At 67.8% G+C, this 14,321-nt stretch carries 13 protein-coding genes; 2 read left to right on the top strand and 11 right to left on the bottom strand.

Translation table 11 applies throughout. The features are described from left to right. Positions 1–173 precede the first annotated feature (173 nt). Both RHOOR87_RS0112365 and RHOOR87_RS0112360 read right to left on the bottom strand, forming a co-directional pair. Positions 174–1,577 carry an aminotransferase class III-fold pyridoxal phosphate-dependent enzyme gene (locus RHOOR87_RS0112365; RefSeq protein ID WP_027485180.1) on the bottom strand — a complete coding sequence of 468 codons (1,404 nt, stop codon included), beginning with the start codon at positions 1,575–1,577 and terminating at the stop codon, positions 174–176. Between the two features lie 47 nt (positions 1,578–1,624). Beyond that, a complete protein-coding gene (locus RHOOR87_RS0112360) occupies positions 1,625–2,326 on the bottom strand; it encodes an MtnX-like HAD-IB family phosphatase (protein WP_015447135.1) in 702 nt (233 codons plus the stop codon). A 140-nt stretch (positions 2,327–2,466) separates the two neighbouring features. Between RHOOR87_RS0112360 and RHOOR87_RS0112355 the strand changes: the two genes are divergently transcribed. Next, positions 2,467–3,249, top strand: coding sequence for a MipA/OmpV family protein (locus tag RHOOR87_RS0112355; RefSeq protein WP_007512131.1), 783 nt, complete (start codon positions 2,467–2,469; stop codon positions 3,247–3,249). Here RHOOR87_RS0112355 and RHOOR87_RS0112350 read toward each other — a convergent pair. Genes RHOOR87_RS0112350 through RHOOR87_RS0112340 form a run of 3 tightly spaced genes read right to left on the bottom strand, consistent with a single transcriptional unit; the run spans position 3,223 to position 4,900 of the window. Further along, positions 3,223–3,990: a type II CAAX endopeptidase family protein gene (locus RHOOR87_RS0112350; protein WP_231381785.1), complete on the bottom strand. Its 768-nt coding sequence runs from the start codon at positions 3,988–3,990 to the stop codon at positions 3,223–3,225. The two genes, RHOOR87_RS0112355 and RHOOR87_RS0112350, sit on opposite strands and share 27 nt — an antisense overlap. 50 nt (positions 3,991–4,040) lie before the next feature. Beyond that, positions 4,041–4,355 (bottom strand): non-heme iron oxygenase ferredoxin subunit, encoded by a 315-nt coding sequence (locus RHOOR87_RS0112345; RefSeq protein ID WP_007512127.1) that lies wholly within the window; start codon positions 4,353–4,355, stop codon positions 4,041–4,043. Beyond that, positions 4,352–4,900 (bottom strand): GNAT family N-acetyltransferase, encoded by a 549-nt coding sequence (locus RHOOR87_RS0112340; RefSeq protein WP_027485178.1) that lies wholly within the window; start codon positions 4,898–4,900, stop codon positions 4,352–4,354. Before RHOOR87_RS0112340 ends, RHOOR87_RS0112345 begins: the two co-directional genes overlap by 4 nt. 176 nt (positions 4,901–5,076) lie before the next feature. Between RHOOR87_RS0112340 and RHOOR87_RS0112335 the strand changes: the two genes are divergently transcribed. Then, positions 5,077–7,113 carry a M13 family metallopeptidase gene (locus tag RHOOR87_RS0112335; RefSeq protein WP_027485177.1) on the top strand — a complete coding sequence of 679 codons (2,037 nt, stop codon included), beginning with the start codon at positions 5,077–5,079 and terminating at the stop codon, positions 7,111–7,113. 152 nt (positions 7,114–7,265) lie between these two features. Here RHOOR87_RS0112335 and panE read toward each other — a convergent pair whose 3' ends face one another. From panE to sufB, 6 genes are all read right to left on the bottom strand, one after another. Then, positions 7,266–8,186 (bottom strand): 2-dehydropantoate 2-reductase, encoded by a 921-nt coding sequence (gene panE / locus RHOOR87_RS0112330; protein WP_027485176.1) that lies wholly within the window; start codon positions 8,184–8,186, stop codon positions 7,266–7,268. A 1-nt stretch (position 8,187) separates the two neighbouring features. Continuing rightward, positions 8,188–9,102 (bottom strand): acyltransferase, encoded by a 915-nt coding sequence (locus tag RHOOR87_RS0112325; RefSeq protein WP_027485175.1) that lies wholly within the window; start codon positions 9,100–9,102, stop codon positions 8,188–8,190. A 74-nt stretch (positions 9,103–9,176) separates the two neighbouring features. Then, positions 9,177–10,421 (bottom strand): cysteine desulfurase, encoded by a 1,245-nt coding sequence (locus RHOOR87_RS0112320; protein ID WP_027485174.1) that lies wholly within the window; start codon positions 10,419–10,421, stop codon positions 9,177–9,179. 153 nt (positions 10,422–10,574) lie between these two features. Further along, positions 10,575–11,894 carry a Fe-S cluster assembly protein SufD gene (sufD, locus tag RHOOR87_RS0112315; RefSeq protein ID WP_027485173.1) on the bottom strand — a complete coding sequence of 440 codons (1,320 nt, stop codon included), beginning with the start codon at positions 11,892–11,894 and terminating at the stop codon, positions 10,575–10,577. Then, positions 11,891–12,643 carry a Fe-S cluster assembly ATPase SufC gene (gene sufC, locus RHOOR87_RS0112310; protein ID WP_027485172.1) on the bottom strand — a complete coding sequence of 251 codons (753 nt, stop codon included), beginning with the start codon at positions 12,641–12,643 and terminating at the stop codon, positions 11,891–11,893. The genes sufD and sufC overlap by 4 nt, the downstream gene beginning before the upstream one ends. Positions 12,644–12,854: 211 nt before the next feature. After that, complete coding sequence (sufB, locus tag RHOOR87_RS0112305) at positions 12,855–14,321, bottom strand: Fe-S cluster assembly protein SufB (RefSeq protein ID WP_162829213.1); 1,467 nt, start codon at positions 14,319–14,321, stop codon at positions 12,855–12,857.

The raw sequence follows: 14,321 nt of genomic DNA, 5'->3' as shown, positions 1-14,321 counted from the left end.
TGCCTTCGCAGGCATGACGAGCATGGGGGACGCGGCAGAGAGCTGGCCGTCGCAGGCATGGTGGATGAAGTGCGATGCCTGCCTTCGCAGGCATGGCGGGGAGAGGGAGAAAGTCGCGGACATGAAAAAGGCCCGGCAGTCGCCTGCCAGGCCTTCCATCCGCTATACGCGAATCAGCCCTTCTTGGCCTTGGTCAGCAGCTGATCCAGCAGGCTGATCGCCAGATCGATCTCCTCGTGCGTGATGTCCAGCGACGGCGCAAACGTGATCACGTTCTTGTACCAGCCGCCCACGTCGAGCACGAGGCCGATCTTCTTGCCGTTGTGGGTGAGGTCGCCGGCCAGGCCGATGTCGACCATCTTGTCGAGCAGCGCCTTGTTCGGGGTGAAGCCGTCGTCGGTGCAGATCTCGGCGCGCAGCGCCAGACCCAGGCCGTCGACGTCGCCGATTTCCTTGTGCTTCTTCTGCAGTCCGCGCAGGCCTTCGAGGAAATGCGCGCCCTTCACTGGCACGGTCTTCTCGTAGTCCAGCTCGTAACCCATCTTGATGACTTCGAGGCCCAGCGCGGTGCCCAGCGGGTTGGAGTTGAACGTACTGTGGGTGGAGCCCGGCGGGAAGATGGTCGGGTTGATCATCTCCTCGCGCGCCCACAGGCCGGACAGCGGGTTGAGGCCGTTGGTAAGCGCCTTGCCGAACACGATCACGTCCGGCGTCACGCCGAAGTGCTCGATCGACCACAGCTTGCCGGTGCGCCAGAAACCCATCTGGATCTCGTCCACCACCAGCAGGATGCCGTACTGGTCGAGCACCTTTTTCAGGTCCTTGAAGAAGTTCATCGGCGGCACGACGTAGCCGCCGGTGCCCTGGATCGGCTCGACGTAGAACGCGGCGTATTCGCACTGGTTCGTTTTCGGATCCCACACACCGTTGTATTCGGTCTCGAACAGGCGCGCGAACTGGTTCACGCAGGCGTCCGAGTACTCCTCCGCCGTCATGCCCTTCGGGCGGCGGAACGGGTACGGGAACGGCAGGAACATCGCGCGCTCGCCGAAGTGGCCGAAGCGGCGGCGGTAGCGGTAGCTGGAGGTGATCGACGAGGCGCCCAGGGTACGGCCGTGGTAGCCGCCCTCGAAGGCGAACATCAAGCTCTTGCCGTTCTTGTAGTTGCGCACCAGCTTGAGCGAATCCTCGATCGCCTGCGCGCCGCCCACGTTGAAGTGCACGCGGCCGTCCAGGCCAAACTTGCCCTTCGCGTCCAGCGCCACCGTCTTGGCCAGCTCGATGCGGCTCTGGTGCAGGTACTGGCTGGCCACCTGCGGCAGCAGGTCGATCTGGCGCTTCAGCGTGTCGTTGAGGCGCTTGTTGCCGTAACCGAAGTTGACCGCCGAGTACCACATCTGCAGATCCAGGAACGGCGTGCCGGCGGTGTCGAACATGTGGCTGCCTTCGCCGTGGCGGAAGATCTTTGGCGGGTCGACGTAGTGCACGGTGTCGCCGAAGGAGCTGTACTTCGCCTCGTCGGCGAGCAGCTCGGCGTCGTCGATCACCACGGAAGCGTTCTTGTCGAAAACATTCATCGGGAGTCCGGAGTCGGAGAGCGGGGGATGGGTGGCAAGGCGACCGCTCAGGCTGTCGTCGCCGATGCGGTTGCGGTGGGATGGCCGGACAGGCTGCCGTCGAGCAGTCGCGGCAAGAACTCGAGCGCGTCCTCGAAGCCGGTGATCGGCACGTAGGGGATGCCGGCGGCGCGGCAGTGCTCGATCAGGCGGTGCTTGGCGAACACGAAGTCGACGCGGTCGGCAGCGCAGAAATCCGAGGCGCCGTCGCCGATCAGCAGGGTCTTCGCCCCCGTCTCGCGGGCTTGACCCACGCAGGCGCACTTGCAGGTGCCGCTGCGGCAACCGTCCGCCTGGAACGGCGAGGTCAGCTGCCACTGCCGCGGCGGTTCGGCCGGCGCCAGGTGGTTCGCCGCCAGCGGCAGGTCGTCCAGGCCGTAGCGGCCGAGGATGCGGTGGATCGCATAATCGAGGCCGTCGCTGACCACGCGGATCGGCACGCCGAGCTCGCGCGCCTTCGCCACGAAACCCGGAAACGCATGGTCGATCCACATCTCGGCCAGGTGCGCATCGAGTTCGGCGCGGCTCATCTGCAGCAGGTCGACCTGGCCGGCCATGCACTCGCGCGAACCGATCCGGCCGGCGCGCCAATCCTGCTCCAGCACTTCCCAGCCGGGACGACCGAAACGATCGAGCAGCGAGTCGATCACATCCTCGACGGAAATGGTGCCGTCGAAATCGCACAGGATGGTCCAGCCGGAAACGGGCATCGTCGGCACACTCGCATGGATGATGTGGTGCAGCCTAGGAACGCTGTCTTTCGGCGCCCTTTCCCCTTTCCGAACGGATGCTGAGCGTACGCACCGTGTCGCCCGCTGAAGCACGCCGGCAGCCCGTATGCTGCCACCCCATGCCGAACCACCGCGCCATCCCGTTGCAACTTGGCCTGCTGCTGGCCGCGTGCCTGCTGTGGCTGCCGGGCTGCACCGCAGCGGCCGAGCCGACCACGCTCGCCGTCGGCGTCGGCATGCAACGCATGCCCAGCTGGCCCGGCGCCAGCAACCAGCACAGCGAGCCGCTGCCGTACATCGACATCGAACTGCCCGGTCGCGGCAGCTTCTCCACCCTGGACGGGCTGCAGATCCAGCTGGTCCACGGCGACACATGGCACGCCGGCATCCATGGCGATTACCAATGGGGTCGCTCGCGCGACGACCTCGGCAGCCTGGGCGGGAAGATCCCGTCGCTGGCGCCGCGGATCAACCTGGGCGGCTACCTCGAATGGCAGCTCAACCGGCAGCTCGACGTGGGCGGCAGCCTCCGCCACGACATCAACGGCGCCGGCGCCTATCTGGAGCTGTATGCCGAATGGGACCCGCCGCCGATCGGCCTGCTGGAGCAATCCTTCGAGTTGCACTGGCAGGCGATGAACGCGCCGGCGATGAACCGCTTCTTCGGCATCGGTCCGCAAGCCGCGCGCGCCTTGTCGGTGCGCGCGTGGCAACCTGGCGCCGGCAGCCAGCTGGCCTCGCTGGAGTACAACCTGTTCATGCCCACCAGCCGGCACACCGGCATGGCGCTGGCGCTGGTCTACGGGCGCTTGCTCGGCGATGCTGCCGACAGTCCGCTGGTCACCCGTTACGGCTCGCGCACGCAGCTGTCGGAATCACTGGCGTTCGTCTACCACCTGTGAGGCCACGCGCGATTTCGGCAAGGCCAGTACCAGCAACAGCAGGTGTGCACCGATGGACAGACAGGGAGCCATCCGCGCATCCACCACGGTCGCGGGCAGCGTGGCATCGACCACGCCGTTGCCCAGGTTCCAGCCCCAATGCAGGCCGACCGCTGCCCACAGGCTGCCACTGCACCACAACGCGGCGGCATAAGCCAGCCCGAAGCTGAACAACGTGAACCACTCCAGCGGGCCGTCGGCAAGACGGTAGATGTGGTTGAGCACGTAGATCGTGCTGGATGCCAGCACGAACACCACACCGCCGCGCCAGTGCACGCCGGCGGCGCGATACCAGAAGCCGCGGGTCAGGATGTCCTCGGCCAGCGATGCCACGAAGGTGGAAAGCAACAGCAACGGCAGCGCGGACAGCAGGCTGGCCACGCCGCCGCTGGCTGTCTGCGGGTCGGGCGCATAGACGCCCCAGGCCAGGCCGAGCCGCACTGCGGCAAACTTCGCCAGCACGGCCAGCAACAAGCCGGCTGGCAACCATGTCTGCCAGCCATGACGACGGGTCAGCGCGTACGCCCCATAACCGCGATAGCCGAGCCAGCGCGACAGCGGCCAGGCCACCAGAACGCACGAGAGCATCAGGCCGGCCTGCACCGGAAAACTGTGCAGCCAGCGTCCGCCGACGCCTTCGGCCGACTGGTACAGCAGCCACAACACGACGAATGCGAGCATCGCCCGCCAACGGTTCTTCACGGCTGCCCCTGCCCCATCACCACCGGCAAACGCCAGCGGCGCGCAGGATATCAGCGATCGTCGCGGGTCCAGATCGCGCCGTCGTCCTCGCGCACCGGGAAACTGGCGATCGGCTCGTACGCCGGCGGTTTCGTCACCGCGCCGGTGCGCAGGTCGAAGCGGGCGCCGTGGCGCGGGCATTCCACCTCGAAGCCGAACACCTCGCCACCGGCCAGATCGCCGCCGTCGTGGGTGCAGATGTCCTCCACCGCGTACAGCGCGCCGTCGATGTTGTACACCGCGATCGGCGTGTCGCCGTCCCACACCACCTTGTACTCGCCCGGCAGGAAGTCGCTGCGCGTGCCGACCCGTACCCAGCCGTTCATGCCGTCACCTCGTCGAAGTCCTTGCGCAATACCTCGAAGCGCAGATCGTCGCGGCGCGGGATGCCGAAACGCTCGTCGCCATAGGGGAACGGCTGGTACTCGCCGGTACGCCGGTAGCCGCGGCGGCCGTACCAGGCGATCAGTTCCTCGCGCTGCACGATCACCGTCATGCGCATGCCGCGGCAATGCCACTCGTCGCGCGCGATCCGTTCGGCCTCGGCCAGCACCTGCTTGCCGAGGCCACCGCCCTGCCCGGCCGGGTCGACCGCGAACATGCCGAAGTAGCCGTTGTCGCCCTGGCGTTCGACGTGGCAGCTGGCCACCAGCCGGCCGTCGCGCTCGGCCAGCAGGATGCGGCTGCCCGGGCGCTCGATCAGCCCGCGCACGTCGGCCGCGTCGGTGCGCTGGCCGTCCAGCAGGTGCGATTCGGTAGTCCAGCCGCGCAGGCCGGATTCGCCGCGGTACGCGGATTCGACCAGGGCCACGATGGCTTCGACATCGGCGAGAGTCGCCGGGCGGAAAACGGGAGGGGTGGGTGCGCTCATCGCGGCGATGATAATGCGCCGTCCGGCGAGCCCACCATGACCTGGAACAGGCGGCCCGGGCGTGACCTTCGACACTGGGCAGCACGCAACGGCCTTGCCTAGCCTGCCGTTTGCGCAAAATTTTGCGACGCCCGGATGGCCGGGCGTACCCGCGTGCCTACCGAAGGAACCCACTTATGAAGCACCGTTGCATGAAGCCGCTGGCCTTCGCCCTGGCGATGACGCTGGGCGGCAGCGCGCTGGCCGCCCCCACCACCGCCTTCGACGTGAACGAGCTGGACAGCTCGATCAAGGCCTGCACCGACTTCAACGGCTTCGTCAACGCGAAATGGGTGGCCGCCAACCCGATTCCCGCCGACCGCACGCGCTGGGGTTCGTTCGACGCGCTGCGCGAGGGCAGCCTCAACGTGCAGCACGCGATCGTCGAGAAGGCCGCGCGCGAAGCGGCCGCCGCCAGGCCGGGCTCGATCGAGCAGAAGATCGGCTACCTGTACGCCTCCGGCATGGATGAGGCGGCCATCGAGCGGGCCGGCTTCGATCCGCTCAGGCCGCAGCTGGCGCGCATCGCCGGGTTGAAGAACCGTGCCGACGTGGTCGGCTACATCCGCGACAGCTACGCCCGCGGCGAGCCGGTGCTGTTCCGCTTCTCTGGCAACGCCGACTTCAAGGATTCCAACCGGCAGATCGCCTACGCCGGCCAGGGCGGCCTCGGCCTGCCCACCGTCGACTACTACAGCAAGCCCGACTACGCGAAGATCCGCACCGCCTACGCCGCGCACATAGCGAAGCTGCTCGAGCTGGCCGGCGTCGGCGCCACCGACGCGCAGCAGCAGGCCAAGTCGGTGCTGGCGTTCGAAACCCGCCTCGCCGCCGTGTCGCTGCCCCCGGTGGAAATGCGCAACCCGAACAACCGCTACCACTACGTCAGCCTCGCCGAGGCCGACAAGGTCACGCCGGACTTCGACTGGGCCGCGTTCTTCAAGGCACAGGGTGCCGACGTGAAGGACGGCTTCTCGCTGTCGCAGCCGAAGTTCTTCGCCGAGGTGCAGAAGATGCTGGGCGGCGTGCCGCTGGCGCAATGGCAGGCCTACCTGCGCTACCACGCGATCGCCAACGCGGCGCCGTACCTGTCCACGCCGTTCCAGCGCGAGGATTTCGCGTTCAACGCGCAGACCCTGAACGGCCAGAAGGCAATGAAGCCGCGCTGGAAGCGCGTGCTGGAGACCACCAACGACGGCATGGGCATGGCACTGGGCCAGCTGTACGTGGCCGACCACTTCTCGCCGACCGCGAAGCAGCGCGCCGAGGAACTGGTGGCCAACCTCAGCGCGGCCTTCCGCACGCGCATCGAGCAGCTCGAATGGATGAGCGACGCGACCAGGCAGAAGGCGCTGCAGAAGTGGGCCACCTTCGTGCCGAAGATCGGCTACCCGGACAAGTGGCGCGACTGGTCCGGTCTGGCGCTGACGCCGGGCGACTACTACGCCAACGTGCAGGCGGCGAACAAGTTCAACTACGACTACGCCATCGCCAAGATCGGCAAGCCGGTCGACCGCAGCGAATGGGGCATGACCCCGCAGACGGTGAACGCCTACTACAGCGCGCAGAAGAACGAGATCGTGTTCCCGGCCGCGATCCTGCAGCCACCGTTCTTCGACGCCAACGCAGACGACGCGATCAACTACGGTGGCATCGGCGCGGTGATCGGCCACGAGATGGGCCACGGCTACGACGACCAGGGCAGCAAGTTCGACGCCCGCGGCAACAACGTCAACTGGTGGACCGACGCCGACCGCTCGGCGTTCGAGACGCGCACCGCGAAGCTCGGCGCGCAGTTCGAGGGCTACGAGGCGCTGCCGGGCAAGCACGTCAACGGCCAGCTCACCATGGGCGAGAACATCGGCGACCTGGGCGGCCTCAACGCGGCCTACACCGCGCTGCAGATGGCGCTGGCGAAGAACCCGGCCGAGGCGCAGCGCAAGATCGACGGCTACACCCAGGAGCAGCGCTTCTTCCTGAACTGGGCCCGCGTGTGGCGCGGCAACATCCGCCCGGAGGCGCAGCTGACCCTGCTCAACACCGACCCGCACGCACCGGCGAAATTCCGCGCGATCGGTGCGCCGTCGAACATGCCGGAGTTCGCCAGGGCGTTCCAGTGCAGGACAGGCGACGCGATGGTGCGCGACGGCGCGAAGCAGGTGAAGATCTGGTAGGTCACGCGACCGGCCACGGCGCGGCTACGGCGGATGCCACGGATGGCCCGTAGGAGCCCGCTCGCGGGCGATGCCTTTGCTTTTGTGAATCCCGAACCCCGAGCCACGGCTCCAAGAGCATCGCCCGCGAGCGGGCTCCTACATGGCGGCGATCAGGCTCGGCCCGCTTCGTAGACCTTCAGATGCGCATACACCGTCGCCAGCAGCGAGCCTTCGTCGCGCGAGCGGTCGGCGCGGGCCAGCAGGTCGCCGACGATGTGGTCGGCTTCGATCGGGTGGCCATGCTGCAGGTCACGCAGCATCGAGGCGGTCAGCGTGGAGCCGGCCTCGGTCAGCACGCCGCGGGCCCGCTGCAGGGTCTGCTCGCTCGGCGCATGCCCGGCACGCTCGGCCACCGCGCGGCAATCCTCCAGCAGATCCAGCGCTGCCGCGCTGCCGCCCGGCGCAGCCACGATCTCGCCGACCGAGCCGCGCATCAGGCAGGTGATGCCGGCCAGCGCCGCCAGGAAGATCCATTTGTCCCACATGTCCTGCAGCACCGTGCTGCTCGGCCGCGCATCGAAGCCCGCATCGGACAGCGCCTGCGTGATTCGCCGCATGCGCGCCGACGCGCTGCCGTCGCGCTCGCCGAAGGTGAGGCTGTGCGAGGTATTGAGGTGGCGCACGGCGCCGTCTGCATCCAGCGTGGCGGCGATCACGCACTGCCCGCCGAGCACGTGCTGCGCACCGAAGCGCGCATCGAGCAGGTCGAGCTGGCGCATGCCGTTGAGCAGCGGCAGGATGACGGTCTGCGGCCCTGCCGCCGGCGCGATGTCGGCCATCGCCTGCTCCAGGCCATACGCCTTGCAGCTCAGCAGGATCAGCTCGTACGGCCCGCGCAGGTCGCCGGCCAGTACGGTCGGCGGCGAACGCAGGTCGGCGTCGCCGGTGGCGCTCCTGATCGACAGGCCATGCTGCGCCAGTTGTGCCGCGCGCTTTTCGCGCACCAGGAACGTCACGTCGCGCCCGTGCTGCAGCAGGCGACCGCCGAAGTAGCCACCGGTGGCACCGGCGCCCACGATCAGAATACGCATGTCACTCTCCCATCGGTGCGGCATCCGCCGCCATCAGCATCTGCGCGACCCGGGCGTCCTTCTCGCGCCACAGCGCATTGACCCACAGCTTGACGCGCCCGCGAAACGCCGCGTCGTCGTCGTAGCTGCCCACCAGGGTGGCGTCGATCGGCAGCTCGCGCACGTGCACGCGAATGTCGTGCACGCGACCGGCAATCAGATCCATCATCGTGCCGCGGCCTTCCGGATAGACGATGGTGACGTCGAGGGTCGCGTGCAGCGCGTCGCCCATCGCGTCCAGCACGAACGCCAGCCCGCCGGCCTTCGGCCGCAGCAGGTGCCGGTACGGCGAGGACTGCGCGTCATGCTTGGCCGGCGTGAAACGGGTGCCCTCGACGAAGTTCATCACCGACACCGGCATGTGGCGGAACTTCGCGCAGGCCTGCCGGGTGGCCTCGCGGTCGCGGCCCTGCAGTTCGGGATGGCGCAGCAGGGTTTCCCGCGAGTAGCGCTTCATGAACGGGAAATCCAGCGCCCACCACGCCGGCCCGAGCAGAGGCACCCAGATCAGCTGCTGCTTGAGGAAGAAGCGCATGAACGGCACGCGCCGGTTGAACACCTTCTGCAGCACCGGGATGTCCACCCAGCTCTGGTGGTTGCACAGCACCAGGTAGTTGCCGTCGCGACGCAGGCCGGCCAGCCCCTCGACCTGCCAGCGGATGCGGGTGAACAAGCCGAACAGGAAGTTGTTGACGCCGATCCAGCTCTCCGCGATCGCCACCAGCATGCGCGAGCAGGCAAGCCGGATCCCGTGCACCGGCACGACCACCTTGACCAGGCTGAGCGCGAACAGCGGCAGCACGTGCAGCAGGATATTGGCGGCGAGCAGCAGCAGGGCCAGCGGGATGCGGATCGGGCCGGGGAGCTTGGCGAGCATGGGGTCGGTCGTGGCGGGTGGAACGGAAAGCATAATGCCGACGGCGGCGACAGACCATGCGGGTGGGCGCCGCCTCACATCAGCAGCTTGCGTACCTTGAGCAAGGCCACCACGAACGCGTCGATCTCCTCGCGCGTGTTGTAGAACGCGAGCGAGGCGCGCAGCGTGGCGGGTACGCCGTAGAACTGCATCAGCGGGTGCCCGCAGTGATGGCCGGAGCGCACCGCGACGCCCTGCAGGTCGAGCAGGGTGGCCAGGTCGGTGGCCTGCGCGCCTTCCAGCAGGAACGAGATCACCGGCTCCTTCTCGGCCGCCTCGCCGATGATGCGCAGGCCGGGAACCTCGCGCAGGCGCTCGGTGGCGTAGTGCAGCAGCTGCTGCTCCCAGGCATGGATCGCCTCGAAGCCCACCGAGGCGTAATAGTCGATCGCCGCCGACAGCCCGGCGAAGCCGGCGATGTTCGGCGTGCCGGCCTCGAACTTGTGCGGCGGCGCGGCGAAGGTGGTGCCGGAGAACTTCACCTCGCGAATCATCTCGCCGCCGCCGAAGAACGGCGGCATCGCCTCCAGGTGTTCGCGCTTCGCCCACAGCGCGCCGGTGCCGGTGGGGCCGAGCATCTTGTGCCCGGTGACCGCGTAGAAATCGCAGCCCAGCGCCTGCACGTCGACCGGCCGGTGCGGCGCTGCCTGCGAGCCGTCGACCAGCAGCGGGATGCCGCGTTTCCGGCATTCGCGCGCGATCTCGCGCACCGGGTTGACCGTACCCAGCACGTTGGAAACGTGGGTGACGCAGGCCAGCTTCACCTCCGGCGTCAGCATCTCGACATACTTCTCCACGATCAGCTCGCCGCGCTCATCGATCGGCGCGGCCTTCACCGTGGCGCCACTGCGCGCACCCACCAGCTGCCACGGCACGATGTTGGCGTGGTGCTCCATCACCGTGGTGAGGATGCTGTCGCCGGGCTTCAGCTGCGGCAACGCGTAACTGTAGGCGACCAGGTTGACCGACTGGGTGGTGCCGGAGGTGAGAATCACCTCGTTGCGCGAGGGCGCGTTGAGGAAGCGCACCAACCGGTCGCGTGCGCCTTCGTAGGCGGCGGTAGCTTCCTCGCCCAGCTGGTGCACCGCGCGCGCCACGTTCGCGTTGCGCTCGCGGTAGTGCCGGTCCACCGCCTCGATCACCGACAGCGGCTTCTGGCTGGTGTTGGCGTTGTCCAGGTACACCAGCGGCTTGTCGTGCACCGTGCGCGCCAGCAGCGGGAAATCCGCGCGGATGCGCTGGACGTCGAAGACGGTGGGCGTGCTGACGGTGGTGTTCATGCGAGGGAATCCGGTTGGGTCCCTTCCCTGCTTGCCCCAAAGGGACTTCCTTCGGTCGCAGGGGAGGGTTGGGGAGGGGTCGCTCCTGACCTTCAGATCACAAGCCTTACCCCTCCCCGCCTCCCCCTGCAAGCGGGGGAGGCGATAAGGGCATCAGTCCGGCAATTGCGCGCTCAGCAACGCCGACAAATGCTCGCGCAGCGCCTCGTTCGGCACGTCGTCCAGTACCGCGCGGCAGAATGCGGCAGTCAGCAGCGCACGCGCCTCGGCCAGCGGGATGCCGCGTGAGCGCAGGTAGAACAGCGAACGCTCGTCGAGCTGGCCCACGGTGGCGCCGTGCGCGGCCTGCACCTCGTCGGCGTAGATCTCCAGCTCCGGCTTGGTGTCGATCTCGGCACTCGGCGACAGCAGCAGGTTCTTGTTGGTGAGGCTGGCATCACTGCCGTCGGCGCCGGGCGCCACCAGGATCGCGCCGCGGAACACGCCGCGTGCACGGTCGTTGGCGACACCGCGCCAGGTGGAGGTGGAGGTGGTGTTCAGCGCCTGGTGGCGGATCGCCAGCTGGGTATCGACGTGCTGGCGGCCGTGCGGCATGAACACGCCGCGGGTGTGCAGCTGCGCTCCGTCGCCGACCAGCTCGGCCTGCAGGTCGTGCCGCACCAGCGCGCCGCCCAGCTCCAGCACGTGCAGCCGCATCTGCGCGCGCGCGTGCAGGCGCAAGCCGCTGCGACGGATCAGGTGGGCGCCGGTCGCGGTGTTCTGCAGCACGGTGTAGTGGAGTTGCGCGCCTTCGTGCAGCTCGACGTCGCCGACCAGGGTGGCCAGTTGGGCCTGCTCGCCGTGGCCCACGTGGTGCTCGACCAGCGCCAGCGAGGCGCCCTCGCCCAGCTCGATCAGGTTGCGCGCATGCCAGGCCAGTTCGCTTTCCGCGGCGGTGCCGACGAAGACCAGTTGCACTGGCACCGCGATCGTCGCGTGGGCGGCGACTTTCAGCACCACACCGTCGGCGGCGCTGGCGGCGTTGACCTGCACGAACGCGTCGCCGCCCTCGCGGACGTGCCCGACCAAGGCCGGCCGCGACAAGGCAAAGCGCAGCGGCTCCGCGTCGTCGCGCAGGGCCTGCGCCAGCGGCTGCAGCGACAGCCCGTCGGGCAGCGCCTCGAGCGCCGACAGGTCGGCGCGGAACACGCCGTTGACGAAAACCAGCTGCGGCCCGCCCACGCCCGGCAGGGCGAACTCGGCGGCATCGACGTCGCGCGTCGCCGCTCCGGCGTCGCCGGCGGCGAAGCGGCGCTGGCCGAGACCGCGCAGCGCGGTGTACTTCCACGCCTCGACCCGCGCGCCGGGCAGGCCGCCGACAGCGAACGCGGCGCGGTTCTCGCGGCGCGCCTCGTCCAGCCAGGCGATGCCGCTGGCCGGCAGCGGCGCGTCCAGCAGCGACGCGACCAACGGCAGGGATGCCGGCTGGTTCATGCCACGGCCCCCGTGCCAAGCCCGGCGTAGCCGTGCTCTTCCAGCTTCAGCGCCAGCGACTTGTCGCCGCTCTCGACGATGCGGCCGTTCGCCAGCACGTGCACGAAATCCGGCACCACGTAGTCGAGCAGGCGCTGGTAGTGGGTGATCATCAGGAACGCGCGATCCGGCGAACGCAGCGTGTTGACGCCCTGCGCCACCTGCTTCAGCGCGTCGATGTCCAGGCCCGAGTCGGTCTCGTCGAGGATCGCCAGCTGCGGCTCCAGCACCGCCATCTGGAAGATCTCGTTGCGCTTCTTCTCGCCGCCGGAGAAGCCCTCGTTGACCGCGCGGTGCAGCAACTCGTCGGAGATCTGCATCACCTTGAGCTTCTCGCGCACCAGCTTGAGGAACTGCATGGAATCGAGTTCCTTCTCGCCGCGCGTTTTGCGCTGCGCGTTGAGCGCCGCGCGCAGGAAATAGGTGTTGTTGACGCCGGGAATCTCCACCGGGTACTGGAACGCCAGGAACACGCCGGCCGCTGCGCGCGCTTCCGGCGAAAGCTGCAGCAGGTCGATGCCGTTGTAGGTCACCGAACCGGTGGTCACCTCGTAGCCCTCGCGGCCGGACAGCACGTTGCCCAGCGTCGACTTGCCGGCGCCGTTCGGCCCCATGATCGCGTGCACTTCGCCCGCATTCACTTCGAGGCTGAGCCCCTTGAGGATTTCCTTGCCCGCGACGCGGGCGTGCAGGTTTTCGATTTTGAGCATGGTTGTTCCTGGTTTCTTTAGCCCCTCTCCCATCGGGAGAGGGGTTGGGGTGAGGGTTCGGGGCGGGCCGCAATGTCTCGCTCCGCCCGTACCCTCATCCGCCCTTCGGGCACCTTCATTCGGCACATCCATGTGCCTTACCTTCGGCGGCTCGCGCCGTGCAAATCGGCAGTCCTGCCGATTTGTCTCCCGGAGGGAGAAGGAATAAACATCAACCCACCGCGCCTTCGAGGCTCACCTCAAGCAGCTTCTTCGCCTCCACCGCGAACTCCATCGGCAGTTCGCGGAAGACCTGCTTGCAGAAGCCGTCGACGATCATCGACACGGCGTCTTCCTCGCCGATGCCGCGGCTGCGGCAGTAGAACATCTGTTCGTCGGAGATCTTCGAGGTGGTCGCCTCGTGCTCGACGATCGCGGTGGGGTTCTTCACTTCCATGTACGGGAAGGTGTGTGCGCCGCACTTCTTGCCGATCAGCAAGCTGTCGCACTGGGTGTAGTTGCGCGCACCCTCGGCGCCCTTCTCCATCTTCACCAGGCCGCGGTAGCTGTTGGAGCTCTTGCCTGCGCTGATGCCCTTGGAGACGATCTTCGACTTGGTGTGCTTGCCGAGGTGAATCATCTTGGTGCCGGTGTCGGCCTGCTGGAAGTGGTGGGTCAGCGCCACCGAGTAGAACTCGCCCACCGAGCGGTCGCCGCGCAGCACCACGGAAGGGTATTTCCAGGTGATCGCCGAGCCGGTCTCGACCTGGGTCCAGCAGATCTTCGAATCGTCGCCGCGGCAGTCGCCGCGCTTGGTCACGAAGTTGTAGATGCCGCCCACACCGTTCTCGTCGCCGGGGTACCAGTTCTGCACGGTGGAATACTTGATCTGCGCCTTTTCCAGCGCCACGAGTTCCACCACCGCCGCATGCAGCTGGTTCTCGTCGCGCTTGGGCGCGGTGCAGCCTTCGAGGTAGGAGACGTGGGCGCCTTCCTCGGCCACGATCAGGGTGCGCTCGAACTGGCCGGTGTTCTGTGCGTTGATGCGGAAATAGGTGCTCAGCTCCATCGGGCAGCGCACGCCTTTCGGGATGAACACGAAGCTGCCGTCGGAGAACACCGCCGAGTTCAGCGCGGCGAAGAAGTTGTCGCCGGTGGGCACCACGCTGCCCAGGTATTTCTGCACGATCTCGGGGTATTCGCGGATCGCTTCGCTCATCGAGCAGAACAGCACGCCGGCGTCGGCCAGCTGCTTGCGGAAGGTGGTGCCGACCGAGACCGAGTCGAACACCGCGTCCACCGCCACGCCGGCCAGCGCGGCGCGCTCGTGCAGCGGCACGCCGAGCTTCTCGTAGGTTTCCAGCAGCGCCGGGTCGACTTCGTCCAGCGACTTGGGCTGCTTCTTGGGCGCGGCGTAATAGCTGATCGCCTGGTAATCGATCGGGTCGATGTTGAGCTTGGCCCAGTCCGGTTTCGGCATGGTCAGCCAGTGGCGGTAGGCCTCAAGCCGCCACTCGGTCATCCACTCCGGTTCGCGCTTGACCGCGGACAGCGCGCGGATGGTGTCCTCGTCCAGGCCCGGCGGCAGGCCGGTCATCTCGATCTGGGTGACGAAGCCGGCGCTGTAGTTGCGGCCGAGGATCTGGGCCACCTGCGCGTTGTCACGCAGTGTGGCGGCGGTGCTGCTCTGGTTGTTCAT

It is taken from the genome of Rhodanobacter sp. OR87 (assembly GCF_000473345.1).
GTDB classification, from domain to species: Bacteria; Pseudomonadota; Gammaproteobacteria; order Xanthomonadales; family Rhodanobacteraceae; genus Rhodanobacter; species Rhodanobacter denitrificans.
The sequence above is the reverse complement of the archived record's forward strand: the minus strand, read 5'-3'. Positions and strand labels throughout refer to the sequence as shown.

Bases quoted from the DNA above. Each gene is read 5' to 3' on its own strand.
- RHOOR87_RS0112365 (WP_027485180.1), bottom strand. From the start codon at position 1,577: ATGAATGTTTTCGACAAGAACGCTTCCGTGGTGATCGACGACGCCGAG.
- RHOOR87_RS0112360 (WP_015447135.1), bottom strand. From the start codon at position 2,326: ATGCCCGTTTCCGGCTGGACCATCCTGTGCGATTTCGACGGCACCATT.
- RHOOR87_RS0112355 (WP_007512131.1), top strand. From the start codon at position 2,467: ATGCCGAACCACCGCGCCATCCCGTTGCAACTTGGCCTGCTGCTGGCC.
- RHOOR87_RS0112345 (WP_007512127.1), bottom strand. From the start codon at position 4,355: ATGAACGGCTGGGTACGGGTCGGCACGCGCAGCGACTTCCTGCCGGGC.
- RHOOR87_RS0112340 (WP_027485178.1), bottom strand. From the start codon at position 4,900: ATGAGCGCACCCACCCCTCCCGTTTTCCGCCCGGCGACTCTCGCCGAT.
- RHOOR87_RS0112335 (WP_027485177.1), top strand. From the start codon at position 5,077: ATGAAGCACCGTTGCATGAAGCCGCTGGCCTTCGCCCTGGCGATGACG.
- panE (WP_027485176.1), bottom strand. From the start codon at position 8,186: ATGCGTATTCTGATCGTGGGCGCCGGTGCCACCGGTGGCTACTTCGGC.
- RHOOR87_RS0112325 (WP_027485175.1), bottom strand. From the start codon at position 9,102: ATGCTCGCCAAGCTCCCCGGCCCGATCCGCATCCCGCTGGCCCTGCTG.
- RHOOR87_RS0112320 (WP_027485174.1), bottom strand. From the start codon at position 10,421: ATGAACACCACCGTCAGCACGCCCACCGTCTTCGACGTCCAGCGCATC.
- sufD (WP_027485173.1), bottom strand. From the start codon at position 11,894: ATGAACCAGCCGGCATCCCTGCCGTTGGTCGCGTCGCTGCTGGACGCG.
- sufC (WP_027485172.1), bottom strand. From the start codon at position 12,643: ATGCTCAAAATCGAAAACCTGCACGCCCGCGTCGCGGGCAAGGAAATC.
- sufB (WP_162829213.1), bottom strand. From the start codon at position 14,321: ATGAACAACCAGAGCAGCACCGCCGCCACACTGCGTGACAACGCGCAG.